This is a genomic window from Sphingomonas sp. (assembly GCA_019635535.1).
In the GTDB taxonomy this organism is placed as follows: domain Bacteria; phylum Pseudomonadota; class Alphaproteobacteria; order Sphingomonadales; family Sphingomonadaceae; genus Allosphingosinicella.
In genome coordinates this window covers 2,067,009-2,091,715 of the sequence record JAHBZH010000001.1, presented here as the reverse complement: position 1 = coordinate 2,091,715, position 24,707 = coordinate 2,067,009, and the positions used below count along the sequence as shown (strand labels likewise).

The window sequence follows — 24,707 nt, the reverse complement described above, 5'->3', positions numbered from 1 at the left end:
GATGAGCGCCGGTTTCCACAAACTCACCATCGCCGATGTGATCGACGAGACGGCGGACGCCCGTTCGATCCGTTTCGCCATTCCCGAGGCGCTGCGCGACGCCTTCAAATTCAAGCCCGGCCAGCATTTGACGCTGAAAGCTCAGATTTCAGGTGAAGAATTGCGCCGCAACTATTCGCTCTGCGTCGCGCCGCAGGACGGCTGCGTGACCGTTACGGTCAAGCGGATCGCGGGCGGCGCCTTCTCCAACTGGGCGAACGACAATCTGAAGCCCGGTGACAGGCTCGACGTGATGCCGCCGCATGGCAGCTTCACCTGGGAGTTCGATCCTGCGGCGGCCAATCATTATGTCGGCTTCGCCGGCGGCTCCGGCATCACCCCGGTCATGTCGCTGCTGAAGACCGCGCTGCTGACCGAGCCGGAGAGCCGTTTCACCCTTTTCTACGGCAATCGCGACAGCGGCTCGATCATCTTCCTGGAAGCGCTGGCACAGCTCAAGAACCGTTTCATGGACCGGCTGCAAGTCCATCATTTCCTTGCCGAAGAGGCGGAGGATATCGATCTGTTCAACGGCATGCTCGATCGCGCCAAATGCGACGAGATCCTGAGCACGCTGATCGCTCCGGAAGATGCCGCCGCCTTCTTCATCTGCGGCCCCGGCCCGATGATGGACGCCGCCGAGCAGGCACTGCTGGCGAAGGGCGTGGAGAAAGAGCGCATCCACCTGGAGCGCTTCACCGCCGATCGCCCGCCCGAAGCCTTGCAGGCCCAGCTCGCCGAGCTGTCGCGCGAGGCGGCGGGGCTGGCGATGACGGTCACGCTGGACGGCCGCAAGCGCCGGGTGCCGTTCGACGCGGCGGCGGGCAACATCCTCGATTCCGCGCGGCTCGCCGGCCTGCCCGCGCCCTTCGCCTGCAAGGCGGGCGTCTGTGCGACCTGCCGGGCAAAAGTGGTCTCCGGTGAGGTCGAGATGGCGGCACGCTACGGCCTCACCGATGAGGAAGTGGCGGCGGGCTATGTGCTGACCTGCCAGTCCGTGCCGAAAGGCGCCGGCGTCGAGCTCGATTACGACGGCTGAATGCCGTTCAGCGCCATGGCGACCGCCATGTCCGCCAGCATGTCGGCGGTGAGGGTTCCGCCCGGGCGGAACCAGGTGTGGGTCCAGTTGATCATGCCGAAGAACAGCATGGCGACCGGCAGCGCGTCCGCGTCCGTGCCGCGCAATTCGCACATCAGCGCTTCGACCGCCGCGATGATCCGCCTCTGCTTGGCGACCACCTCGGCACGCCGCGCGGGCGGCAGGTTGTCGAGCTCGTTCAGCAGCACCTTATGGCTGTCCTGCGCGCCCACATAGAGCCGCATGAAGGCGCGGGTGAGGGCGCGCAGCTTGTCCTCGGCGGTGCCGGCGCGGGTGGCGTCGTCCGCCGCCGACACCAGCGCGTCGAGATGCGCGGCCATCGTCTCGTGGAGAATGTCGTCCTTCGACGGAAAATAATGATAGATCAGCGATTTGGACGTGCCCGCCGCCTTGGCGAGATCGGCGATCGAGGCGCCCGGGAAGCCGCGCCGCGCATAAAGGTGCGCGGCCTCCTCGAGAATCGCCTCGCGCCGTTTGTCGTAATCGGGGGATTGGGGCCTCGCCATACGCGCACCTTATGGCGCGGCGGCGCGGCCTCCGCCAGACTTAGCGGCTGCCGCCGAAGCCGCCCGCGCTTCGGTTGTCATGATAGGCGATCACCGCGCGGGTCACATCCTGCATCAGCGCCATGCGCTGCGGCACCGGGGCGGAGGTGCGCCCGATCATGACCGCCACGGCATAATGGCGGCCGTCCGGCGCGGTGAGGATGCCGATATCGTTATAGCCCGCCTGGGTGGCGCCCAGCACCTGGCCGGTGCCGGTCTTGTGGCCGATCCGCCAGCCCGGAGCGAGGCCGCCGGTCAGACGCTGCCGCCCTGTGCGGGTCTGCTGCATGATCGACAGCATCCGCGCGGTCGAGCGCGGCGACAGCAATTCGCCGCGCTGGAGCCGGGCCAAACCGTCCACCAGCCCGACCGGCGTCGCGCCGTCGATCGGATCGGCGACATAGGCCTGAAACGCCTCGCGGCGGCGGCTTTCGGGAACGGCGCTGCGCGCGGTGTAGAAAGCGCGGCCGACCGAATAGCCGGGCTGCCACTGCAGGCCGGCGATCTGGCTCTGCATCAGTCGCTCGCCCGGGCCGAAGCGGATGCCCTGGAGATTGTGCCGCGTCAGCATGTCCCGGACGGCCTCCGGCCCCCCGGCGGTGCGCAGCACGCTGTCGTTGCAGGTGTTGTCGCTTTGCGTGATCGCGCGGAAGATCAGATTGTCGAGGCTGGTCGTGTAGCCGCTGGCGCCGACCTCGGCCGCGACGGGCTGGTGGAACAAGGTCAGGTCCTCGCGGCGGATCGTCACCCGGTCGTCCGGCGAGAGCATGCCGGCGTCGATCGCCGTGAACGCGGCCAGCGCCACCCAGAACTTGCTGACGCTCTGCTGCGGGAAATAATCCTCGCCACGCCAACTGGCGGTCCAGCCGCTGTCGATCTCGCGCACGGCGATGCCGACGGCGCCGTCGAAGCCGCGGCCAAGTTCGCGGATGCGGGAGTCGAGAATGCGTTGCGCCTGGGTCGGCGCCTCGGCGGACGCGGCCATGCGGGCAGGCGCCTGGGCGGAATTGGCATGAGGGGTCGTGGCGATAAGGGCCAGTCCTGCCAGCCCCAGCATGCGCATCCTGCGCGCCCAATATGCCGCCCCGCCCGTCATTCGCATCTCCAAACGCCCTTGCCCTGGCCGCTATTGTTACAGAACCAAGTATTTCCACCATATGAATCATCGACTTATCGAGACAAGCCGTGTTCTGGGCGCGGCAGGACGAATCGGCGCGTTGCAAGGTTGCAGTCCGGGGCCGGCACGGATCGACGAGCCGTTGGCCCGGCGCGACGAGCAGATGACAATATAACATCATCCCGGGATTGATATAGTGTATCATATCGGATAGCAGCGGCGGCGACATTGTGAATTCAGCTTTGGAGCCGTCATGCGCCGCGTTGCCTGCTTACTCGTCACCTCCATGCTCGTCGCTGCGCCCGCTTATGCCGAAGAGGCTGGCCAGCGCCCGCCCGAGGCGTCGCGCGCCGGCGATCATGTCCATGAGGATCAGGGCGGAGAGATCGTCATCACGGCGCCGTTCGTGCGCAATCTCGATCTGCTCGCCGGCGCGGTATCGCTGTCGGGCGACACGCTCGTCCGCAACATCCGCCCGCAGCTCGGCGATACGCTGGCCGGCCTGCCGGGCGTTTCGGCGACGTCCTTTTCGCCCGGCTCGTCGCGGCCGGTGCTGCGCGGTTTCCAGGGCGAGCGCGTACGCGTGATGGTGGACGGCATCGGCTCGATCGACGTCTCCAACACCTCGACCGACCATGCGGTGACGATCGATCCGATCACCGCCGACCGCGTCGAGGTGCTGCACGGGCCGGCGGTGCTGCTGTTCGGCGGCCAGGCGATCGGCGGCGCGGTCAACGTCTTCGACCGGCGCATCCCGCGCACCGTGCCGGACGATCCCGTCCATATCGATGGCGTCGCCGCCTACGGCTCGGCGGCGGACGAGCGCAGCGCCGGCGCCGGCATCGATCTGCCCGTCGGCGATGGCGGCGTGGTCCTGCATGTCGATGGCAGCTATCGGCGCAGCGACGACATGCGCGTCGGCGGCTTCGTCCTCTCTCCGGAGCTGCGCGCCGAACAGCTCGAGATCGCCGCCGAGGAGGAAGCGGAAGGTCATCCGGAAGAAGCGGCCGAGGCGCGCGCGCTGGCCGGGCTGCGCGGCCGTTTGCCGAACAGCGCGACGGAGACCTGGACGGCGGGCGCCGGCCTCGCTTTGATCCGCGAGCGCGGCAGTCTCGGCGTCTCCTTCGGAATCTTCGACAGCCGCTACGGCGTGCCGATGCGGCCCGGCGCCGAACATGCGCATGACGACGACGATGAAGGTCATGACGACGAAGATCATGGCGCGGAGGCCGTCTCGATCCAGATGCGGCAATATCGTGCCGACCTGCGCGGCGAGCTGATGCTGGGCGAGGGCTTCCTGGAGCGCCTGCGTGTCCGGCTCGCCGCCGCCGATTACGAGCATACCGAATTCGAGGGCGCCGAGATCGGCACCGTATTCCGGACCCAGGGCATGGAGGGCCGGTTCGAAGCGGTGCAGAACAATCGCGGCGGCTGGCGCGGCGTGATCGGCGGCCAGTTCTTCGTGCGCGACTTCAACGCGATCGGCGAGGAGGCGTTCGTGCCGCCCAACACGACGTCGCAGATCGGCCTCTTCACGCTCCAGGAAGTCGAGCTGGGGCCGTTCGAGGTGGAAGGCGCGCTGCGTTACGACCGCACTTCGGTGCGGGCGTCCGCATTGGGGATCGAGCGGAACTTCGACGCCTTTTCGCTGGCGGCGGGTGCTTCCTACGAGGTCGCGCCCAATGTCCGGTTCGGGGCCAATCTGTCCCGCGCCGCGCGCGCGCCGTCGGCCGAGGAACTGTTCTCCGACGGCCCGCATATCGCGACCCAGGCATTCGAGCTGGGCGATCCGACGCTGGCCACCGAGCGCAGCCTGGGCGGCGAGTTGTTCCTGCGCGCGCAGACCGGCGCCTACCGGCTGACCGCCACGCTCTATGCCAGCAAGTTTGACAATTACATCTTCCAGCTCGCCACCGGCGAGGAGGAGGACGATCTTCCGGTCTTCCGTTACCTGCAGCGCGACGCGACCTATTGGGGCTTCGAGCTGGGCGGTTCGATCGTGCTCGCCCGCCATGAAGGGTGGCGCCTGTCGGCGGACGGCGTCGCCGATTATGTGCGCGCGACGATCGCCGACAATGGCGGTCCGGCGCCTCGCATCCCGCCGCTGCGGCTGAAAGGCGGCCTCGAGGCCAGCTCGGCTGCGTTCGACGGGCGCGTCGAGGTGGAGCGCGCTTTCGCACAGAACAGGATCAGCGATTTCGAGAATCCGACCGCGGGCTTCACCCTGGTCAACGCGTCGCTGACCTGGCGGCCCTGGGGCGAGGACAATCCGACCAGCCTGATCCTGTCGGCCGACAATATCTTCGATGTCGAGGCGCGCCGCCATGCCTCCTTCACCAAGGATTTCGTGCCGCTGGCAGGCCGGGATCTGCGGATCGCAGCGCGGATCAGCTTCTGAAGCCGGGCAGACGGGCAAGACAATCTGCGACACTTTTCGGTTGTCGCCGACAAGCTTGCGGGACAGACTCCTTCCATAGACGGGATCACCCCAATCCCGACTCTTTGGAAGGAAGTCTCATGAACAAGATCAGCCTCGCCGCCGGCGCCGCGCTGCTCGCCATCGCCGGCACGGCCCTCGCCCAGCCGGGCGACGGCCCGCGCCGCGACCGCAATGCGGATGTCACCCGCCAGCAAGTGATCGACCGCGTCGACCAGCGCTTCGCCGCACTCGACGCGGACCGCGACGGCCGGGTGACGCCCGAGGAAATGCGCCAGCATGGCGAGCAGCGCCGGTCGCAGCGCGCCGAGCGGATGTTCGACCGGCTCGATGCCAATCGCGACGGCAGCATCACCCGCGAGGAATGGACCCAGGCTCGCGCCCAGCGCGCCGAGCGCATGGCCGAACGCCGCGCCCAGGCCGGGCCCGGCGAGCGCGCCGCGCACATGCGGGGCATGCGCGCGATGCGGGGCATGCGGAACATGCGCGCGGCCCATGGTGCACGCATGTTCGCCGAGCAAGGTTATGTCACGCGCGAGCAGATGCGCGAGCGGGCGCTGGCCGGCTTCGATCGGCTCGACGCCAATCGCGACGGCACTGTGACTGCCGCCGAGCGCCAGCAGGCGCGTCAGCAGATGCGCGAGCAGGTCCGGCAGCGCGTTCAGGAGCGTCGCAGCCAGGCCCAGTAGTTTCGCACGAGCGCGAACGGGGAGCCGGAGCCATGCTTCGGCTCCTTTTCGCGTCCGCTGCGGTAACTAATCTCGTTTAAGTCGCGTGTGCCGGCTTCGTGGCACAAGCTCATGCGAGCGAATCGGTGTAGGGATTCGCGCCGGGGGTATGTGTCGTGAGCTATTATCGACTTTATGTGTTGAACGCTCCCGACGGCCGCTTCATCGGTTTCGAGGAGATCGAGGCTGCCGACGATTCCCAGGCAATAGGCCGCGCCGAGGCCCATCTAGGGCCGAAGCCGCTCGAATTGTGGTGCGGCGAGCGCAAGGTGAAGTCCTTTCCCGCCGTGCAGCCCGAAGGCTGACCTTTCAGGGTTGGCCGCGCGGCAAAAGGATGCGGGCGACAAGGCCGCCTTCGGCGCGATTGGCCAGTTCCAGATCGCCGCCATGGGCCTGCGCGGCGGCGCGGGCCAGGGTGAGGCCGAGCCCCGACCCGCCGGTTTCGCGACTGCGCGAGGGCTCGATCCGATAGAAGGCGTCCTGGACATTGGCGAGCTCGGATGCCGGGATGCCGGGGCCGTCGTCGGTGACTTCGATCACGACGCGGTCGTCCGTCTCGCGCACCGCTATGCGTGCGGCGCCGGCATATTTGACCGCATTCTCGATGAGGTTACGCACCGCGCGGCGGATCAGATTTGGCTGGATACGCGCGATCGCCCGCGCGCCAGCCGCCATCTCGACCGGCTGGCCGAGTGCGTGGAATTCCTCGACCACGGTGTCGGCCAGGGCAGTGACGTCGATCGCCCGCAATTGCTCCACGCCGCGCCCGGTACGTGCCAGCGCCAGCGTGTCGTCCAGCATCGAGGTCATTTCCTCGATCGTCGCGATCATTCGCGCGCGTTCCTCTTCCGGCTCGACGCTCTCCGCGCGGATACGCAGCGAGGCGAGCGGGGTCCTGAGGTCATGGCCGATCGCGCCCAGCATCCGGTCCTTCTCGTCCAGCATCGCGCCCACGCGGGCGCTCATCGCGTTGAAGGCCAGGATCGCGCGCCGGACATCCGCCGGTCCGCGCGGCTCGACCTGCGGCGACTCGCCATTGCCGCGGAACCGGTCCGCCGCTCCGGCGAGGTCGCGCAGCGGCCGCGCGATCCGCGCCGCGATCAACAGCATCGCGGCGAGAATGATCGCGTAGGTGAGCAGTGTCGCCGCCAGCGGTCGCAGCATCAGCCAGGGATTGGGCCGGGGCGTCACCACCCGCGCATTGACCCAGCGTCCGTCCTCGAGCTGGATCGACAGGATCAGCGTCTGCAGCCGATCCAGCCGGCGTTCCATCCGGTCGCGACGATCGGGCGTAAGCCGGTCGCGAAGCCGTTGCGGCGGATCGACCGTGCCGCCCGATATGGCCCGCGCGTCGCGCAGCGTGAGACCGACCGTTGCGGCGCTTTCACGCAGCCGGGCGACCAGGGCCGGATCGCTGACCCCGGGCGGCACCACGCTTTCGTCGCCCAGCACATAGCGGCCGCGGCGCCGGCGTTCGCGCCATTCGCTCATCTCCTCGCTCGGAGCGGCGGCGAGCCGTTGCGCGGTCATGACGAAGCGGCTGGCCGCCGGCCCTTCGATCTGGGCGCGGCTGACCCGCTGGCGCTCGGTGAAGATCAGGCTGAAATTGATCGCCTGCGCGACGAGCAAGGCGACCGCCATCACCAGCGCGATCTGGCCGATGAGGCTCTTGGGCAGAAAGCGCCTCACAGCTTGCGGACGTCCGTGGCCAGGGTGTAGCCGCCGCCCCACACCGTCTTGATCAGCTTGGGATCGGACGGGTTTTCCTCGATCTTCTTCCTCAGCCGGCTGATATGATTGTCGATGCTGCGTTCGAACGCGGCAAGCTCGCGGCCCTGGCTGAGATCGAGCAATTGCTCGCGGCTCAGGACCCGGCGGGGATGCGTCACCAGGGCGTGCAGCAGGTTGTATTCACCGGTCGAAAGCGGAATGGCGACGCCATCGGCATCGACCAGCTCGCGCTCGCCCGATTTCAGCACCCAGGAACCGAAGGCATAGGATTCGGTATCGGGCGCACGCACCAGCCCGCCATTCTCGTTCGCGCGGCGCAACACGGCCTTGATCCGGGCGAGCAGCTCGCGCGGGGAGAAGGGCTTGCTGACATAATCGTCAGCACCCAATTCCAGCCCGACGATCCGGTCGGTCTCCTCGGTGCGCGCGGTGACCAGGATGATCGGCAGCTTGGTCGTGGCACGGATATGGCTGGCGAGCGACAGGCCGTCCTCGCCCGGCATCATGATGTCGAGCAGCACCAGATCGATCGCATAGGCGGACAGCATCTGGCGCGCGACCGCCGCATTCTCCGCCTTGGTGACGCGCAGGCCGTTGCGCGACAGATAGGCGGCGAGCGGATCGCGGATGTCGCGCTCGTCGTCGACCAGCAGGATATGCGGTTCGTCGGCCATGTCGCTCCTTTACGTTTCCGTGAAGGCATCGTGCCACCCTCAGTATGTCGCGATTTGTCGTGAATTGTCTCGCGCCGCCACCGGTCTCATAAGGACAGGCGATGAGCAACGCCGCAGATCTTGCTTTGTCCGCCTTGTCGCGCGGCGACCTGATCGGCGCCTACGACCTTACCGTCTCCGCGATCGCGGCGGGCGACGCCTCGGCAGATATAAGGCACCGGCAGGTGCTGGCGCTGGCGCGGATGGGCGACACCGGGCGGGCGATGGAGCGCTTCGCAGCCTACGGGCTCGATCGCTCCGCTGACCCCCATCATCGCGCGATCGGCGCGCGGCTGCTCAAGGATCGGGCGCTTGAGCTGCCGGCGGGCGAGGCGCGCCGCGCGGCATTGCGGGCGGCGTTCGGCGCCTATCACGCCATCTATGCGGAAAGCGGCGATCCCTTTCCCGGCATCAACGCCGCGACCCTGGCGCTGCTGGCGGGCGATGAAGACGAGGCGGCGGCACTGGCCGAAAGGCTGCTCGCCGACCTCGCCGTGACGGCCGGCGGCGATTATTATCAGGCCGCGACCCGCGCCGAGGCCCTGCTGCTGCTCGGCCGCGTCGCGGAGGTGGCCGAATTGCTGCGCGGCGAGGCGATCGGCGCCGCCACCGATCATGGCGCCCGTGCCGGCACGGCGCGGCAGCTTGCCATGATCGCGGCACATCTCGGCATCGCCGACGCCGCCGATCTGCTCGCGCCGCTGACGCCGCCCCGGGTCGCGCATTTCTGCGGTCATATGTTCGCCGCCGATCCTGCGATGGAAGCAGAGCTTGCGGAGCGGATCGGCGCGGCGCTGGACGGGGAGGGGATTGGCTTCGCCTATGGCGCACTGGCTTGCGGCGGCGACCTGCTGGTCGCCGAAGCGGCGCTGGCGCGCGGGATCGAGCTCAATATCGTCCTGCCTTTCGTCGAGGAGGATTTCCTCGCCCAATCGGTCCGGCCGGGCGGGCCGGGTTGGGAAGCGCGCTACCGCGCCTGCCTCGCGCGGGCGGCGGGCATCACAATCGCCAGCGAGATGGAGTTTTTCGGCGACCCCGCCCAATATGGTTATGGCAGCCGCATGGCGATGGGCCTTGCCCAATTGCGCGCCCGGCATCTCGGCGCTGAACCGGTCCAGGTCGCGATCTGGGACGGCGAGGATTCGAACGGTCCGGCGGGCACGGGCGCGGACGTCGCCGCCTGGCGCGGCAGCGGCGGGCGCGTGATTGCGATCGAGCCAGATGTCGTCGATCGCGCGCTGGACCGGCCGCCGCCGCGCGTCGCGAGCGATCGTGCCCGCGCGCTGGCGGCGATCCTGTTCACCGATTTCGCCGGCTTCTCGACCCTGAAGGAGACCGCGCTGCCGGCCTTCTGGGACGGCGTGATGCGCCGCGTCGCCGATGTGCTCGACACGCATGGCGCGGGGATCGAATGCCGCAACAGCTGGGGCGACGCGCTCTATGCGGTGGCGTCGAGCGCGACGCTGGCCGCCGAGGTCGCGCTGGAGCTGCAGGACGCACTGGCCGATGTCGATTACACGACCCTGGGGCTCGCGACGGGCGGGATGCGGGTCGGCGCGCATTACGGCCCGGCCTGGCGGACCAGCGATCCCATCACCGGGCGTACCACCTTCTACGGCACCGAAGTCTCCAAGGCCGCGCGGATCGAGCCGGTGACCCCGCCCGGCGCCGTCTTCGTCACCGAGCCCTTCGCCGCGATCCTGGCGCTGGAAGCGGGGGACCGCTTCGTCAGCCGCTATGTCGGCCGCATCGCACTCGCCAAGAATTACGGGGAGTTTCCCATGTATCGGTTGAGTCGAAGGGAACCGAGAGGATGGTGAGCCCTGCTGGGTTCGAACCAGCGACCTACTGATTAAAAGTCAGTTGCTCTACCGACTGAGCTAAGGGCCCTGACCAAGGGGACACGTCACCTATGCGCGCGGCGGGGCGCGGTCAACCGGGCGTGGAGATGGCGGATGGCGAGGCCGGTGACCGGATCGCGCCAGTCGGCGGCGATTTCGGTGAGCGGATCGAGCACGAAGCCGCGCTTGCGGAACTCGGGGTGGGGGATGACCGGCGCACCGGCCCACATGCCCTCCGACCACAGGACGATGTCGAGATCGAGCACGCGCGGCCCCCAGCGCCGCCCGCCGCGCCGCCCGAATTGGCGCTCTATCCCCTTTAACGCGTCGAGCAGCGCGTCCGGATCAAGATCGGTGGAAAGACGCGCGGCACCATTGGCGAAGCTCCGTCCGGCCGGGCCGAGCGCAGGGGTGGCGCGGATCGCCGAGACGGTTTCGACATTTCCCAATGTCCGCAACCTATCGACCGCGGCGCGCAGCACACCCGCCGGTCCGCCATGGCGGACATGACGGCGGTTCGAGCCGAGAGCGATCAGATAGCTTGTTCTTGCCATCGCGCTCCGCCTAGACGCTTCCCATGATCCCCGAAAGCCCGGTTGCCGATGCGGAAGCCCCGCGCGATTGCCCGCTTTGCCCGCGCCTCGTCGCGCTGCGCGAGGATCTGCGCGTCGAGCATCCGGACTGGTGGAACGCGCCGGTGCCCGCATTCGGCGATCCCGGGGCCTGGCTCGCCATCGCCGGGCTCGCCCCCGGCATGTGGGGCGCGAACCGCACCGGGCGGCCCTTCACCGGCGACCAGTCCGGCCCGCTTTTCTACGAGACGCTGTTGAAGGCCGGTCTGGCGGAAGGGGTTTACGATGCGCACCCCGATGACGGCCTGCGCCTGAAGGGCTGCGTCATCCTCAACACCGTCAAATGCCTGCCGCCGGCGAACAAGCCCACGCCCGCGGAATCCGCTGCCTGCCGTCCCTATTACGAGGCCGGGCTGGCGCATTTGCCGAATGTCCGCGTCATCGTCGCGCTCGGCCGCATCGCGCATGACGCGGCGGTGCGGGCGTCAGGCGGCATTCCGGCGCGCTACCGTTTCGCCCATCTCGCCGAGCATCGCCTGCCGGACGGGCGGGCCCTGATCGATAGCTATCACTGCTCGCGCTACAACCAGAATACCGGCCGCCTGACGCCCGCGATGTTCGAAGCGGTGTTCGCGCGGGCGGTTCAGATGTCCTCGACGATCCGTCCGTAAAGGTCCGGCCGCCGGTCGCGGAAGAAGCCGAAGGCGGCGCGGTGGCATTTGGCGGCGTCGAGATCGAGCGTGGCGACGAGTGCGCCCGTCTCCTTCGCGCCGAACTCGGCGAGGATGTCGCCGCGCTCGTCGCAGATGAAGGAGTGGCCGTAGAAGATCTGGCCGCCTTCATCGCCGATCCGGTTGGCAGCGACAACCGGCACGACGTTCGACACGGCATGGCCGATCATCGCACGGCGCCACAGGCGGCTGGTGTCGAGATCGGGATCGTGCGGCTCGGTGCCGATCGCGGTCGGGTAGAAGAGGATGTCGGCGCCGTGCAGCATCAGGCTACGGGCCGTCTCCGGATACCATTGGTCCCAGCAGATCCCGACGCCCAGCGTGCCGCCCGGCGTCGGCCAGGCGCGGAAGCCGGTATTGCCGGGGCGGAAATAGAATTTCTCCTGATAACCCGGCCCGTCCGGAATGTGACTCTTGCGATAGACGCCCATGACGGCGCCCTTGTCGTCGATCATCGCCAGGCTGTTGTAGAAATGCGGCCCGTCTGCCTCGAAGAAGCTGGTGGGAATGAAGATGCTCAGCTCCGCCGCAAGCTTCCGCATCGCCAGCACCGCCGGATGGGCATCGACCGGCCGCGCGGTGGCGAACAGCGCCTCGTCCTGGCTGCGGCAGAAATAAGGGCCTTCGAAGAGCTCCGGCGGCAGCACCACCCGGGCGCCCTTGCCGGCCGCCTCGCGGACCAGCTCGGAGACGTTGCGGATATTGTCGTCCAGATCGTCCCCGAACGCGAGTTGAAGCGCGGCGACGGTGAGCTTGGTCATGCTGGCACCTGCTGGCTGATACAGTGAAAGCTGCCCCCGCCGGTCAATATATGATCGGCGCGATAGCCTGCCACCTTCCGGCCCGGAAAGAGCGCGGCGATGGCGGCAATGGCGGCTTCGTCGTTCGGCGCGCCATAGAGCGGCACGGCGATGGCGGCATTGCCGACATAGAAGTTCATGTATGAGGCGGGGATGATCTCGCCGTCTCCTGTCCCGAGCGAAGTCGAGGGGCGCTCGACGCGGCCGGGCGAGGGGAGGGGGATGACTTTCACGCCGAAGGCTTCAGCGCGGGCCTTGGCATCCGCGTAGACGGCTGCATTGGGATCGCCTTCGACCGCGACGGGCATGGCGAGCGTCCCTTCCGCCACGAAGCGGGCGAGATTGTCGACATGGCCGTCCGTATGGTCGTTGAGCAGGCCATTGCCGAGCCAGAGCAGGCGATCGATGCCGAGATCGGCCTTCAGCCGCGCTTCGACATCCTCGCGAGACATGCCCGGATTGCGGTTCGGGTTAAGCAGGCATTGCTCGGTGGTGACGGCAAGCCCGGTGCCGTCCACGTCGATGGCGCCGCCCTCCAGCACCCAGTCGTGCGACACCGCCTCGAGCCCGATCGTTCGCGCGAGCCTGAGGCCGATCGTGTCGTCGCCCGCCAGCTCGTACTTTCCGCCCCAACCGTTGAACCGGAACCGTGCCGCCCGCGGACCGGCGGGGCTTTTCAGCAGGATCGGCCCGGTATCGCGCAGCCAGATGTCGCCGAACGGCTCCACCAGCACGGTCGCGAACGGTGCCAGCGCACGGGCGGCGTCGGCGGCGGCGGGGTCGGCCGCGACCAGCCGGACCTCCTCGCCTGCGCCATCGGCATGGACGATCCGCGCGAAGGCCGCGACCTCGGCCTGCGCTGGCGCCAGGTCGGCCTCCCACAGCTCGGCATGGCTGGGAAAGCCGATCCAGACGCAATCATGCGGCGCCCATTCGGCGGGCTGGCGCCAGGTCATATGCGAATTACCGCCCGGCGCGGGACTGGTCGCGGATGGCGCGGAACTCGTCGCCTTCGTTCCAGTTCGGCCAGGCATTGCCGTCCGCCAGTTCGCGGCCGATCCGGTAGAAGAGACGCATCTCGCGCATCGCGCCGGACCAGTCCCAATTGGGATCATATTCGTCGGCCACGCCATGATAGCGGTTGGCGCGGTAGTCTTCCTGCCAGGCGAGGCCCGCCTCGCGACCGCCGTTGACCAGATCGGGACCGAGCTTCGCATAGACCATCGGCACGCCATATTTGGCGAGGCTGAAATGGTCGGAGCGGTAGTAATAGCCCGCCTGCGGGGAAGGCTCCGGCGTCAGCGTCAGGCTCTCTGCCGCCGCGGCGCGCTGCAAGTAGGCGTCGAGCTCGGATTTGCCGGCGCCGACCGCATAGGCGTCGCGCGCGTCGCCGGTCATGGTGAGGCTGTCGATGTTGATGCCGCCCACCGTCTGGGCCAGCGGATAGACCGGGTTCGCGCCGTAATAGGCCGATCCGAGCAGGCCCGATTCCTCGGCGGTGACGGCGATGAACACCTGGCTGCGCGCGCTCGCGCCGGCGCGGGCATTGGCTTCCGCCAGAGCAACCAAGGCGGCGGTGCCGGTCGCATTGTCGGTGGCGCCGTTGCAGATGCGGTCCTCGCCCGTGTCGGCGCAGATGCCGAGATGGTCCCAGTGCGCGGTGTAGAGGACATATTCGTCCGGCCGCGTCGTGCCGGGCAGAATGCCGATCACGTTGCGCGATGCTGCGGTGCGAATGGTGTTGTCGAGGGTCAGCGAGGCATTGAGGTTCAGCGGCACGGGCCGGAAGCCCTGTTGCGCCGCCGCTTGGGTCAGCGCGTCGAAATCCTGCCCCGCGGCGGCGAACAGCCGGCGCGCCGCGTCGTTGGTGAGCCAGCCATTGGCCGCCGTCTGGCTGGCGCCGCCGTCCGGCGTCTGCATGTAGAGCTGCGGGCCGGTCCAGCTGTTCTCGACCACGTTCCAGCCATAAGCGGCGGGCTCGGTGTCGTGGATGATGAAGGCGGCCGCCGCGCCCTGCCGCGCGGCTTCCTCATATTTGTAGGTCCAGCGGCCGTAATAGGTCATCGCCCGGCCGCCGAAGGGGCCTTCCAGGCCGGCCGCGTTCCAGTCCGGGTCGTTGACCAGGATGACCACGGTCTTGCCGCGCACGTCCAGGCCTTCATAATCGTTCCAGCCGCGCTCCGGCGCGTTGATGCCGTAGCCGACGAAGACGATCTCGCTGTCCTCGACGCTGACGCGCGGCTGCGCGCGATAGGAGCCGGCGACGAAATCGGTGCGGAAGTTGAAGCTCAGGCCTTGCGCCCCGCCGATGCGCAGTTGCGGGCTGCCCTGCGCCGTGATCTCGACCAGCGGCACGTCCTGATACCAGCTGCCATTATTGCCCGGCTGCAGTCCCGCGCGCTCGAATTCGCGCGCCAGCAGCTCGACGGTCAACGTCTCGCCCTCCGTGCCCGGCGCGCGGCCCTGGAACTCGTCCGAAGACAGCTGCTGCGTCAGGCGCTGCAGCGTTTCCTGGGAGATTTCGGGCGGAGCGATCTGGGGTGTCGCTTCCTGCAGGGTGCAGGCGGCGATGAGTAAGGCGGCGGCGGGCGCGATCAGGCGGATCAAGCTGTCTCTCCCTGAATGAGGAAGCGGGGCTTCTGGCATCGCGGCGCGTTGGAGGCAACCTTGCGCGTGCACCGCTTTGCAGGCATCACGTTCATAACAAGAGGGGGTGTCATGCGTCGCTATATTGCCGGTTACCTGCTGCTGTTCTTTGCCTTTCCTGTTTCTTCCTACGCACAATCATTCGATCCCGCTGCGGCATTTGGCGCCCGGGAAAGCATCGAAAGCATTGCCTTGTCGCCGAGCGGACGGCGGCTTGCCTATGTCGCTCCCGCGCAAGGGCAGGCATCCCGGCTCTACACCGTCGATCTGGATACGGGCGAATCGCGCGTCACCACCAGCGCCGACGGCGTGCGCCAGCGGCTGGGCGGCTGCGGCTGGGTGTCGGAGGAACGGCTGCTTTGCACCGTCTTCGCGCTGACCGACACACCCGGCGAGATCGTGGCGGTGTCCCGGCTCGTCGCGCTGAACCGCGACGGCGGCAATATCCGCGTGCTTGGGCAGACCGACAGCCTCTACCAGCGATATGCGAGCCTGTGGGGCGGCAATATTGTCGATTGGCTGCCGGGGCAGGACGGTGCGGTGCTGATGGGGCAGAATTTCGTGCCCGAGCGGCGCGCGGGCACCAATCTGGAGCGCCGCGGCGAGGGTTATGGGGTGGTGCGCGTCGATACGTCGAACCTTCAGTCCCGTACGGTTGAACAGGGCCGGCTCAATGCCGTCCGCTACGTCACGGACGGACAGGGCACGATCCGCATCATGGGCATGCGGCCGCCGCGCGGCGAGACCGGCATGACGGGCGACCGGATCAGCTATTTCTATCGCGCCGCCGGATCGAACAGCTGGACGCCGCTGGGCGATTATACCGTCTCGACGCGCGACGGCCTTTATCCCCTGGCGGTCGATCGCGTGACGAACTCCGCCTTCATCTCCCGCAAGCTGAACGGCCGCGCTGCGCTCTACCGGCTCGCGCTGGACGGTTCGGGACGGGAGGAATTGCTGCTTTCCAATGACGTCGTGGATGTTGACAATATCGTGCGGATCGGCCGCGGCGGACGGGTCATCGGCGCGACCTATGTCACGGATGTGCGCCAGGTCGTCTATTTCGATGCGGAGCTTCGGCAGCTGGCGACACAGCTGGCGCGCGCCATGCCGAGCCTGCCGCTGATCCGTTTCGTCGATTCCTCGCAGGACGAGAACCGGTTGCTCATCCTGGCGGGCAGCGATCGCGATCCCGGGCGTTATTTCACATATGATCGCGACACGCGGCAGCTCAACGAGATCATGCTGGCGCGGCCCCAGCTGGAGCGGGTGACGCTCGCCGAGGTGCGCGCCGTAACCTATCGGGCGGCGGACGGTACGGCGATCCCCGCATATCTGACGCTGCCCCCCGGCGGCACCGGGCGCGGCCTGCCGGCGATCGTCATGCCGCATGGTGGTCCGGACTCGCGCGACGAATGGGGCTTTGACTGGCTGGCGCAATATTTCGCCTATCGCGGCTATGCGGTGCTGCAGCCCAATTTCCGCGGTTCGTCCGGCTATGGCGACGACTGGTTCCGGGAAAACGGCTTTCAGGCCTGGCGCACCGCGATCGGCGACGTCAACGATGCCGGCCGCTGGCTGATCGCCGAAGGCATCGCCGATCCGGCGAAGCTCGCGATCGTCGGTTGGTCCTATGGCGGCTATGCCGCGTTGCAGACCAATGTGCTCGATCCGCGGCTCTTCCGGGCGGCGGTGGCGATCGCGCCGGTGACCGATCTCAACCTGCTCAAGGAGGAATGGCGCAACTGGACCAGCTTCGCCGCCGTCCGCGATTATGTCGGCAGCGGGCCGCATGTCCGCGAAGGCTCGCCCGCCGACAACGCGCAGGCGATTCTCGTGCCGGTCCTGCTTTTCCACGGCGATCTCGACCGCAATGTCGGCATCGGCCAGTCGCGGCGCATGGAGAGCCGGCTGCGCGCCGCCGGCGGGCGGGTGGAGCTGGTGACCTATCCCGGTCTCGATCATCAGCTCGACGACAGCGCGGCGCGTGCCGACATGCTGCGGCGGAGCGACAGGTTCCTGCGCGCCGCTCTGGGCATCGAATAGCAAAAGGGCGGCCCCGCAAGGCCGCCCTTCATCGCTTTCGGCAAGGCCGGACGGTCAGCGCGAGTAGAACTCGACGACCAGGTTCGGCTCCATGCGGACCGGATAGGGCACTTCGTCCAGGGTCGGCACGCGGGTGAAGGTCGCCTTGGCGGCGCCGTCGGGGACGACATAATCGGGGATGTCGCGCTCGGCGAGACCCTGCGCCTCCATGACCAGCGCCATTTCCTGCGCCTTCGAACCCAAAGTGATCTCGTCGCCGACATCGACGCGGCGCGAGGCGATATTGCACTTCACGCCGTTGACGCGGATGTGGCCGTGGCTGACGAGCTGACGCGCGGCCCAGATGGTCGGCGCGAACTTGGCGCGATAGACGACCATGTCGAGCCGGCGCTCGAGCAGGCCGATCAGGTTCTGGCCGGTGTCGCCCTTCATCTTGGACGCATCGCTATAGGCGCGCTTGAACTGCTTTTCGGTGACGTCGCCGTAATAGCCCTTCAGCTTCTGCTTCGCGCGCAGCTGGATGCCGAAGTCCGACATCTTGCCCTTGCGGCGCTGGCCGTGCTGACCGGGGCCATATTCGCGCTTGTTGACCGGGCTCTTGGGGCGTCCGAAGACGTTTTCGCCCATGCGGCGGTCGAGCTTGTACTTGGCGCTGCTGCGCTTCGACATCGTATGAAACTCCAATCTGCTTCGATAAAGTCCCTGGAACCGCACCGCCGGACCTTGATCGTCCGGCGCGGCCACCGCTTCACCAGGGGTGCGGGGCCAATTGCGAAGGCGGGCACATGGCGGCATGCGCCTGGAAAGTCAACCTCGACAGGACGCGCCGCGCCGCTAAAGGAGCGGCATGACCGAAGATCGAGTGAAGCCCGCGGCCTGCGCGACCATGGCCGAAGTGCGTGCCGGCGTCGACCGGCTGGACGCCGAGATCGTCGCGCTGGTCGGCGAGCGCTTCCGCTACATGGACGCGGCGGCGCGGATCAAGCCGGACCGGGGGGCGGTACGCGACGAAGCGCGCAAGGCACAGGTGATCGCCAATGCGAAACGCCATGCCGCCGCCGCCAATGTGCCGGAAGCGGCGGTCGCCGATCTCTACGAACGTCTCGTCGAGGCCTCGATCGCTTACGAATTCGCCCGGTTCGACGAACTGCGCGGCTGACGTGCCTTCCGCGGTTCCGCCAGCGCCCGCACGATGCCGCGCATCGCCTGCACCTCGCGCGCCGACCAGCCGGCCTTGGTAAGGACGGTGCGGATCGTGTTCTTCGTCGCCGGGGTGCGATCGGGCGGGTGGAAATAGTCCGCCTTGTCGAGCGCATCGTAAAGCTGCCCGATCAATCCCTCGAGATGAACATGCTCGGCGCGCGGTTCGGCCTCGTCGCCGAGCGTCGGCACGGCCAAAGTCTCGTGCTTCGACCATTCATAGGCGAGCAGCAGCACGGCCTGGGCGAGGTTGAGCGACCGGAATTCCGGATTGACCGGCACGGTGACGATCTTGCCGGCCAGCGCCACCTCGTCCGTCTCCAGCCCGGAGCGTTCGGCGCCGAAGAGGATGGCGGAAGGGGCGTCATGCCCACGAATCTCACGCGCCGTTTCCTCGGGCGATATGACCGGAATCACCAGCCCGCGCTTGCGCACTGTCGTCGCATAGACGAACGGGCAATCGGCCACCGCTTCGGCCACCGTCGCGAACACTTGCGCGCGTTCCAGCACGATATCGGCCCCCGAGGCCGACGGCCCGGCCGACGGATTGGGCCACCCGTCGCGCGGCGCGACCAGGCGCAGATCGGTCAGCCCGAAATTGAGCATCGCCCGCGCTGCCTTGCCGATATTCTCGCCAAGCTGGGGGCGGACCAGGACGATGGCGGGTGGAGTCGTTTTTTTCGGCACCCCCAATTCCGTCTTTCCCGAGCGCAGTCGAGGGGCTAGGCCGAGCGAAGCCGAGGCCCTTCCAGCTCGTTCCGCAGGCGGGATCGCAAGCCGCTTCAACCGATCCCAATTCTCAGCGATCAGAGCTTCCTTCTTCGCACGCGACCAGCCCTTGATCTTGATTTCGACCACTTGCGCTTCGGCGCGGGTCGGAAAACTGTCTGCCCAGACCAACTCGACCGGACGCCGCTCGAACGTGTAACCGCGAATAGCGCCACTTTGATGCTCGCCGATGCGCCGATCCAGATCGTCGGTATGGCCGGTATAGTAGCTCCGGTCGGCGCAATGGAGGATGTAGGTCCAGAAGCTCATGACTGCCGCTTAGGGCCTCGGCTGCGCTCGGCCTAGTCCCTCGACTGCGCTCGGGAATGCGGAAGAGAGGATTATTCTTTCCCCGCCTCGCTCACGGTCCCCGCGAAATCCTCGAAATCCTTGGCTTCGCGGAAGTCCTTGTAGACGGAGGCAAAGCGGATATAGGCGACCGGGTCGAGCGCCTGCAGCGCCTCCATCACCATCTCGCCGATCCGCGCCGAGGGCATTTCGCTCTCGCCGCTCGTCTCGATCTGGCGCTGGATCGAGGAGGCGAGTCGTTCGATCCGCTCGCCGGGCACCGGGCGCTTGCGGCAGGCGATGGCGATCGAGCGCTCCAGCTTGGCGCGGTCGAACGGCTCGCGCTTGTCCTCGGACTTGAGCACGGTGAGTTCGCGCAACTGCACCCGCTCGAACGTGGTGAAGCGCGCGCCGCAGTCCTCGCACTGGCGGCGGCGGCGGATGGACGAGCCGTCCTCGGTCGGACGGCTGTCCTTCACCTGGCTGTTCTCATGGGCGCAGAACGGGCAGCGCAACTACAGATCCTGGTAGATCGGGAAACGCGCGCACAGACCGCGCACTCGCCGGTTCACCTCGGCCTCGACCGCGCCATTGCCCTCATGCCCGTTGGCCTTCAGGCCATCGAGCACGTCGGCGATCATGTCGGCGATGTCGCGGAATTCGGCGACGCCGAAGCCCCGCGTCGTGCCGGCGGGGGAGCCCACCCGGATGCCGCTGGTCTTGACCGGGGGCAGCGGGTCGTTGGGCACGCCGTTCTTGTTGCAGGTGATGCCGGCCCGCTCCAGCGCCTCGTCGGCGTCCTTGCCGGTGACGCCGATGGGCCTCAGATCGACCAGCGCCAGATGCGTGTCGGTGCCGCCCGAGACGAGATCGGCGCCGCGCTCCTTCAAACGGCTGGCCAGCGCCTTGGCATTGGCGATCACGGCCTTGGCGTAGGTCTTGAACTCGGGCTGGAGCGCCTCGCCGAACGCGACCGCCTTGGCGGCGATCACATGCATCAGCGGGCCGCCCTGCAGGCCGGGGAAGACCGCCGAATTGATCTTTTTGGCGATCGCCTCGTCATCGGTCAGCACCATGCCGCCGCGCGGGCCGCGCAGGGTCTTGTGCGTGGTGGTGGTGACGACATGGGCGTGGCCGAACGGGGAGGGGTGCTCGCCCGCCGCGACCAGCCCTGCGAAATGGGCCATGTCGACCATGAAGAGGGCCCCGACCTCGTCCGCGATGGCGCGGAAGCGCGCGAAATCGATGTGGCGCGGATAGGCCGAGCCGCCGGCGATGATCAGCGTCGGCCGGCTTTCCCTGGCCAGCGCCTCGACCTCGTCATAGTCGATGAGGTGATCGTCGGCGCGCACGCCATATTGGACGGCGTTGAACCATTTGCCGGACATGGCGGGCTTCGCGCCGTGGGTCAGGTGCCCGCCCGCGTCGAGGCTGAGGCCCATGATCGTGTCGCCCGGCTTGGTCAGCGCCAGCATCACCGCGCCGTTCGCCTGCGCGCCGCTATGGGGCTGCACATTGGCGAAGCCGCAGCCGAACAATTCCTTCGCCCGCTCGATCGCCAGCGTCTCGACCTCGTCGGACGGGTGGCAGCCCTGATAATAGCGGCGGCCCGGATAGCCCTCCGCATATTTGTTGGTGAAGACCGAGCCCTGCGCCTCCAGCACCGCCCTGGAAACGATATTCTCCGACGCGATCAGCTCGATCTGGTTCTGCTCGCGGTCCAGCTCGTGGCGCACGCCGGCGAACACCGCCGGATCGGCGTCGGCGAGGCCCCGGGTGAAGAATCCGTACGGCTGAACCCCGTGGAGATCGTTGGCGGCGTTCGTGGTCATGCGGACTCCCGGGTGAAGGACGGGTGGGTGAGCTTCTCGACGCGGCGCTGGTGGCGCCCGCCTTGGAATGGCTCGGCGAGGAAGGCCTCGACGCAGGCCTTGGCCATTTCGATGCCGATCAGCCGCGCGCCCATGGCGATGGCGTTGGCGTCGTTATGCTCGCGCGCGAGGCGGGCGGAGAGCGGTTCGTCGACCCGGGCGCAGCGGCAGGCGGGATGGCGGTTCGCGGCGATCGAGATGCCGATGCCGGAGCCGCACAGGGCGATGCCGAAATCGGCGCGGCCGGCGGCGAGCTCCTCGGCGAGCTTGTAGCCGTAATCGGGATAATCGACCGATTCGACGCCTTCGGGCCCGAGATCGGTCACGTCGCGGCCGCTCTCGCGCAGCCAGGCGACAAGCGCGGCCTTCAGCTCGATGGCGGCATGATCGGAAGCGATGGCGATGCGCTCGGCCATGCTGAATCCCTGCAGATGGAGTGACGCACATCCCCTAGGGGAGGCGCGCGGGATTCGCCACAACCAATCGTCACCCGGGGTGCTTCAGGTTCGACAGGCGCGGTTTCTTCGATCCGGCCCTTGGAATGTAGGATTTGCATTGTCAGGATCGCCGCGACTCGGCGCCATGACCCACCATTCCCCGCCTTGCCCCTCCCGCTTGTTGTGTCGTGAATATCCTTGGCGAAGGGGGACTCACTCCCGACGTAGCGTCAACTTAGTCAACTTCCGAGACACGGAATCGCCTGTTCGGCGCTGCACGGGCGATCGTCGACCCCGCTCAGGCGGCGAGCGATATCTCCAGCCGATCCCAGATCTCGACCAGCGCCGAGGCGAGATCGCGCATCATTTCTTCGCTGTGCGCGGGGCCGGGGGTGAAGCGCAGCCGCTCGGTGCCGCGCGGGACGGTCGGATAATTGATCGGCTGCACATAGACGCCATATTCGGCGAGCAGGATGTCGCTGATCCGCTTCGCCTTCACCGGATCGCCGACCAGCAGCGGCACGATATGGGTGACGGACGGCATGACCGGCAGCCTCGCCTCGGCGAAGATCGCCTTCAGCTTCGCGGCATTGGCCTGCTGCGCGTCGCGCTCGACCGACGAGCTCTTGAGGTAGCGCACGCTCGCCAGCGCGCCGGCGACCAGAACCGGCGAGAGCGAGGTCGTAAAGATGAAGCCGGGCGCATAGGAGCGCACCACGTCGACGATGTTCCGGTCCGCCGCGATATAGCCGCCCATCACGCCGAACGCCTTGCCGAGCGTGCCTTCGATAATGGTGAGGCGGTGCGCCACGCCGTCGCGTTCGGAAATGCCACCGCCGCGCGCGCCGTACATGCCGACCGCGTGGACCTCGTCGAGATAGGTGAGCGCCTTGTACTTGTCGGCGAGGTCGCAGATTTCCGCGATCGGCGCGATGTCGCCGTCCATCGAATAAACGCTCTCGAACGCGATCAGCTTGGGCGCGTCGGCGGGTGCGGCGGCCAGCAGCTCTTCCAGATGCGCCAGGTCGTTGTGCCGGAACACCTGCTTCTCGCAGCCCGAATTGCGGATGCCCGCGATCATCGAGGCGTGATTGAGCGCATCGGAGAAGATGATGCAGCCGGGCAGGATCTTGCCGATCGTCGAGAGCGCCGCCTCGTTCGATATATAGCCCGAGGTGAAGAGCAGGGCCGATTCCTTGCCGTGCAGGTCGGCCAGCTCGGCCTCCAGCTCGACATGATAATGGGTGTTGCCGCCGATATTGCGCGTGCCGCCGGAGCCGGCGCCGACATCGTGCAGCGCCTCCTCCATCGCCCCGGTCACGTCCGGATGCTGGCCCATGCACAGATAATCGTTGGAGCACCACACCGTGATCGGCTTCGGCCCGTTATGGTGATGGAAGCAGCGCGCGTTGGGGAAGGCGCCTTTGTTCCTCAGGATGTCGATGAACACGCGGTAGCGGCCCTCGGCATGCAGCCGTTCGATCGCCTCCGCGAAGATGCGCTGATAATCCAAGACTCTCGTCCCCGTTGCTCGGCCCGCCAATAGCGGATTTCTCCACCGGAAGGCCAGTGAGAACGGTTCGCAACTACTTAGGGAACCTAGAGCGCCTCGATCCGGTTCAATCCGAAGCGGACGAGGCCGTCGCGATAGGCCGCCGCACGCGCCGGATCGCCGGTGAAGACGGCGATGCCTTCGCCCGGCCCGCCGGGCCATTCCATGCCGTCCGCCAGCCGGGCGGTCTGCCGGGCGATGCCGGCATTGCCGTCCACGAAGGCGAGCGGGCGCGGTGCGGCGGCGGTCAGCTCCTTCACGACCAGCGGGAAATGGGTGCAGGCCAGCACGATCGTGTCGATCCGCTCGCCATCGGGGCGCGACAGCAGTCCGTCCAACACACGGCGATAGGCCTCGCGGTCGGGTGGGGCGCCGCGCAGCTTGGCCTCCGCGAGATCGACCAGTTCGGCCGATCCGTGGCGCACCACCGTGCAATCCGCCGCGAATTCGGCGGCGAGCCTGTCGACATAGGGCTGGACGATGGTCGCGTCGGTCCCGAGTACGCCGATGACGCGCGTCTTCGTCAATACCGCCGCCGGCTTGATCGCCGGCACGGTGCCGACGATCGGCAGATCGAGCGCGGCGCGCACCGCGTCGAGCGCGATCGTGGAGGCGGTGTTGCAGGCGATGACGATCAGCGCGGGATCGTAACGCTCCGCCAGCCGCCCCAGCAGGGCCGGCACCCGCGCCGCGATCTCGGCCGCGCTCTTCGTGCCATAGGGATAGCCGGCGCTGTCCGCCGCATAAACGGTCGGCGCGTCCGGCAGCAGCGCGCGCACCTCCTTCAGCACCGACAGTCCGCCAACTCCGGAATCGAAGATGAGGAGAGGCCGCGCGGTGTCCATCGCGGCGATGTAGCGGGCGCGGCGGCGGCGGGCAAACCGGTTGCGCCCGCCCGGGCCATTGCTTAGGCATGACTGTCCGGGGGATGATGTGATTACTTGGGAAATAGTTCAGCCGCCGCTTTTCGCCTTGCTGCTCGGCTATGTCCTGGGCTCGATCCCGTTCGGCCTCCTCCTCACCCGCTTCGCCGGACTGGGCGACGTGCGCGACATCGGGTCGGGCAATATCGGCGCGACCAACGTGCTGCGCACCGGCCGCAAGGGGCTGGCCGCCGTGACCCTCATCCTCGATGCCGCGAAGGGCGCCGCCGCCGTGCTGATCGCGCAGGCGATCTGGCCGGATGCCAATCTGGGCGGGGTGGCGGGCATCGCCGCCTTTCTCGGCCATCTCTATCCGGTCTGGCTGCGCTTCAGGGGCGGCAAGGGCGTGGCGACGATGATCGGCATCGTCGCGGCCCTGCTCTGGCCGGCGGCCTTGATCGTGGTGGCGGTGTGGCTGCTCGCGCTGGCCGTCAGCCGCCGCTCCTCGGTCGGCGGGATGAGCGGGGCCCTCGCCGCGCCTGTCGCAACTTTCGTTCTGGGCCGGCTCGATCTCACCATCCTGTTCCTGGGCTTCGCCCTGCTCATCCTGTGGACGCATCGCGCCAATATCGCCCGCCTGATCGATGGGACGGAGCCCAGGGTCGGAAAGGCGCGGGGCTGAG

General features: G+C 67.7%; 24 protein-coding genes and 1 tRNA gene. 9 read left to right on the top strand and 16 right to left on the bottom strand.

Annotation, left to right across the window (positions count from 1 at the left end; genetic code table 11):
• Position 1 precedes the first annotated feature (1 nt).
• Positions 2 to 1,078 (top strand): ferredoxin--NADP reductase, encoded by a 1,077-nt coding sequence (locus KF780_10720; GenBank protein MBX3562270.1) that lies wholly within the window; start codon positions 2 to 4, stop codon positions 1,076 to 1,078.
• On the opposite strand, the gene KF780_10715 is transcribed toward KF780_10720, so the two are convergent.
• Positions 1,066 to 1,644 carry a TetR family transcriptional regulator gene (locus KF780_10715; protein MBX3562269.1) on the bottom strand — a complete coding sequence of 193 codons (579 nt, stop codon included), beginning with the start codon at positions 1,642 to 1,644 and terminating at the stop codon, positions 1,066 to 1,068. The genes KF780_10720 and KF780_10715 overlap by 13 nt on opposite strands.
• 40 nt (positions 1,645 to 1,684) lie before the next feature.
• On the bottom strand, positions 1,685 to 2,785 hold the full coding sequence (locus tag KF780_10710) for a serine hydrolase (GenBank protein ID MBX3562268.1): 1,101 nt from the start codon (positions 2,783 to 2,785) through the stop codon (positions 1,685 to 1,687).
• A 268-nt stretch (positions 2,786 to 3,053) separates the two neighbouring features.
• Between KF780_10710 and KF780_10705 the strand changes: the two genes are divergently transcribed.
• From KF780_10705 to KF780_10695, 3 genes are all read left to right on the top strand, one after another.
• Complete coding sequence (locus KF780_10705; protein MBX3562267.1) at positions 3,054 to 5,198, top strand: TonB-dependent receptor; 2,145 nt, start codon at positions 3,054 to 3,056, stop codon at positions 5,196 to 5,198.
• Positions 5,199 to 5,317: 119 nt separating this feature from the next.
• Positions 5,318 to 5,926: an EF-hand domain-containing protein gene (locus KF780_10700; GenBank protein ID MBX3562266.1), complete on the top strand. Its 609-nt coding sequence runs from the start codon at positions 5,318 to 5,320 to the stop codon at positions 5,924 to 5,926.
• Positions 5,927 to 6,081: 155 nt separating this feature from the next.
• Entirely contained in the window at positions 6,082 to 6,270 is a 189-nt protein-coding gene (locus tag KF780_10695; protein ID MBX3562265.1) for a hypothetical protein, read from the top strand.
• A 4-nt stretch (positions 6,271 to 6,274) separates the two neighbouring features.
• Here KF780_10695 and KF780_10690 read toward each other — a convergent pair whose 3' ends face one another.
• Complete coding sequence (locus KF780_10690) at positions 6,275 to 7,654, bottom strand: HAMP domain-containing histidine kinase (GenBank protein MBX3562264.1); 1,380 nt, start codon at positions 7,652 to 7,654, stop codon at positions 6,275 to 6,277.
• Positions 7,651 to 8,370: a response regulator gene (locus KF780_10685; GenBank protein MBX3562263.1), complete on the bottom strand. Its 720-nt coding sequence runs from the start codon at positions 8,368 to 8,370 to the stop codon at positions 7,651 to 7,653. The genes KF780_10690 and KF780_10685 overlap by 4 nt, the downstream gene beginning before the upstream one ends.
• A 101-nt stretch (positions 8,371 to 8,471) precedes the next feature.
• Between KF780_10685 and KF780_10680 the strand changes: the two genes are divergently transcribed.
• On the top strand, positions 8,472 to 10,229 hold the full coding sequence (locus tag KF780_10680) for an adenylate/guanylate cyclase domain-containing protein (GenBank protein MBX3562262.1): 1,758 nt from the start codon (positions 8,472 to 8,474) through the stop codon (positions 10,227 to 10,229).
• Here the strand turns inward: KF780_10680 and KF780_10675 are convergent.
• Positions 10,224 to 10,299, bottom strand: a tRNA-Lys gene (locus KF780_10675). The genes KF780_10680 and KF780_10675 overlap by 6 nt on opposite strands.
• Positions 10,300 to 10,315: 16 nt before the next feature.
• Positions 10,316 to 10,804: a 2-amino-4-hydroxy-6-hydroxymethyldihydropteridine diphosphokinase gene (folK, locus tag KF780_10670; GenBank protein ID MBX3562261.1), complete on the bottom strand. Its 489-nt coding sequence runs from the start codon at positions 10,802 to 10,804 to the stop codon at positions 10,316 to 10,318.
• A gap of 23 nt (positions 10,805 to 10,827) precedes the next feature.
• On the opposite strand from folK, the gene KF780_10665 reads away from it, so the two are divergent.
• Positions 10,828 to 11,493, top strand: a complete 666-nt coding sequence (locus KF780_10665) for a uracil-DNA glycosylase (protein ID MBX3562260.1) — start codon at positions 10,828 to 10,830, stop codon at positions 11,491 to 11,493.
• On the opposite strand, the gene aguB is transcribed toward KF780_10665, so the two are convergent.
• From aguB to KF780_10650, 3 genes are read right to left on the bottom strand one after another with little or no spacing between them, the layout of a single operon-like run.
• Positions 11,466 to 12,314 carry an N-carbamoylputrescine amidase gene (aguB, locus tag KF780_10660; protein MBX3562259.1) on the bottom strand — a complete coding sequence of 283 codons (849 nt, stop codon included), beginning with the start codon at positions 12,312 to 12,314 and terminating at the stop codon, positions 11,466 to 11,468. The genes KF780_10665 and aguB overlap by 28 nt on opposite strands.
• Positions 12,311 to 13,309 carry an agmatine deiminase family protein gene (locus KF780_10655; GenBank protein MBX3562258.1) on the bottom strand — a complete coding sequence of 333 codons (999 nt, stop codon included), beginning with the start codon at positions 13,307 to 13,309 and terminating at the stop codon, positions 12,311 to 12,313. The genes aguB and KF780_10655 overlap by 4 nt, the downstream gene beginning before the upstream one ends.
• 7 nt (positions 13,310 to 13,316) lie before the next feature.
• The gene (locus tag KF780_10650) at positions 13,317 to 14,999 is read right to left on the bottom strand and encodes a M28 family peptidase (GenBank protein MBX3562257.1); all 1,683 of its coding nucleotides are present in this window, start codon (positions 14,997 to 14,999) and stop codon (positions 13,317 to 13,319) included.
• 72 nt (positions 15,000 to 15,071) lie between these two features.
• Here KF780_10650 and KF780_10645 point away from each other — a divergent pair, with 72 nt between their 5' ends.
• Positions 15,072 to 17,045 carry a S9 family peptidase gene (locus tag KF780_10645; GenBank protein MBX3562256.1) on the top strand — a complete coding sequence of 658 codons (1,974 nt, stop codon included), beginning with the start codon at positions 15,072 to 15,074 and terminating at the stop codon, positions 17,043 to 17,045.
• Between the two features lie 54 nt (positions 17,046 to 17,099).
• Here KF780_10645 and rpsD read toward each other — a convergent pair whose 3' ends face one another.
• The gene (gene rpsD, locus KF780_10640) at positions 17,100 to 17,714 is read right to left on the bottom strand and encodes a 30S ribosomal protein S4 (GenBank protein MBX3562255.1); all 615 of its coding nucleotides are present in this window, start codon (positions 17,712 to 17,714) and stop codon (positions 17,100 to 17,102) included.
• Positions 17,715 to 17,892: 178 nt separating this feature from the next.
• Between rpsD and KF780_10635 the strand changes: the two genes are divergently transcribed.
• Positions 17,893 to 18,204 (top strand): chorismate mutase, encoded by a 312-nt coding sequence (locus tag KF780_10635; protein ID MBX3562254.1) that lies wholly within the window; start codon positions 17,893 to 17,895, stop codon positions 18,202 to 18,204.
• On the opposite strand, the gene KF780_10630 is transcribed toward KF780_10635, so the two are convergent.
• The 6 genes from KF780_10630 to KF780_10605 form a co-directional block, all read right to left on the bottom strand.
• On the bottom strand, positions 18,168 to 19,283 hold the full coding sequence (locus tag KF780_10630) for a GIY-YIG nuclease family protein (protein ID MBX3562253.1): 1,116 nt from the start codon (positions 19,281 to 19,283) through the stop codon (positions 18,168 to 18,170). The genes KF780_10635 and KF780_10630 overlap by 37 nt on opposite strands.
• Before the next feature lie 71 nt (positions 19,284 to 19,354).
• Positions 19,355 to 19,816: a transcriptional regulator NrdR gene (nrdR, locus tag KF780_10625; protein ID MBX3562252.1), complete on the bottom strand. Its 462-nt coding sequence runs from the start codon at positions 19,814 to 19,816 to the stop codon at positions 19,355 to 19,357.
• Complete coding sequence (locus KF780_10620) at positions 19,817 to 21,133, bottom strand: serine hydroxymethyltransferase (protein MBX3562251.1); 1,317 nt, start codon at positions 21,131 to 21,133, stop codon at positions 19,817 to 19,819.
• The gene (gene rpiB / locus KF780_10615) at positions 21,130 to 21,588 is read right to left on the bottom strand and encodes a ribose 5-phosphate isomerase B (GenBank protein MBX3562250.1); all 459 of its coding nucleotides are present in this window, start codon (positions 21,586 to 21,588) and stop codon (positions 21,130 to 21,132) included. The genes KF780_10620 and rpiB overlap by 4 nt, the downstream gene beginning before the upstream one ends.
• A 319-nt stretch (positions 21,589 to 21,907) precedes the next feature.
• On the bottom strand, positions 21,908 to 23,122 hold the full coding sequence (hemA, locus tag KF780_10610) for a 5-aminolevulinate synthase (protein MBX3562249.1): 1,215 nt from the start codon (positions 23,120 to 23,122) through the stop codon (positions 21,908 to 21,910).
• Between the two features lie 86 nt (positions 23,123 to 23,208).
• Positions 23,209 to 24,006, bottom strand: a complete 798-nt coding sequence (locus KF780_10605) for a glutamate racemase (protein ID MBX3562248.1) — start codon at positions 24,004 to 24,006, stop codon at positions 23,209 to 23,211.
• Positions 24,007 to 24,133: 127 nt separating this feature from the next.
• On the opposite strand from KF780_10605, the gene plsY reads away from it, so the two are divergent.
• Positions 24,134 to 24,706: a glycerol-3-phosphate 1-O-acyltransferase PlsY gene (plsY, locus tag KF780_10600; protein MBX3562247.1), complete on the top strand. Its 573-nt coding sequence runs from the start codon at positions 24,134 to 24,136 to the stop codon at positions 24,704 to 24,706.
• Position 24,707: the final 1 nt, after the last annotated feature.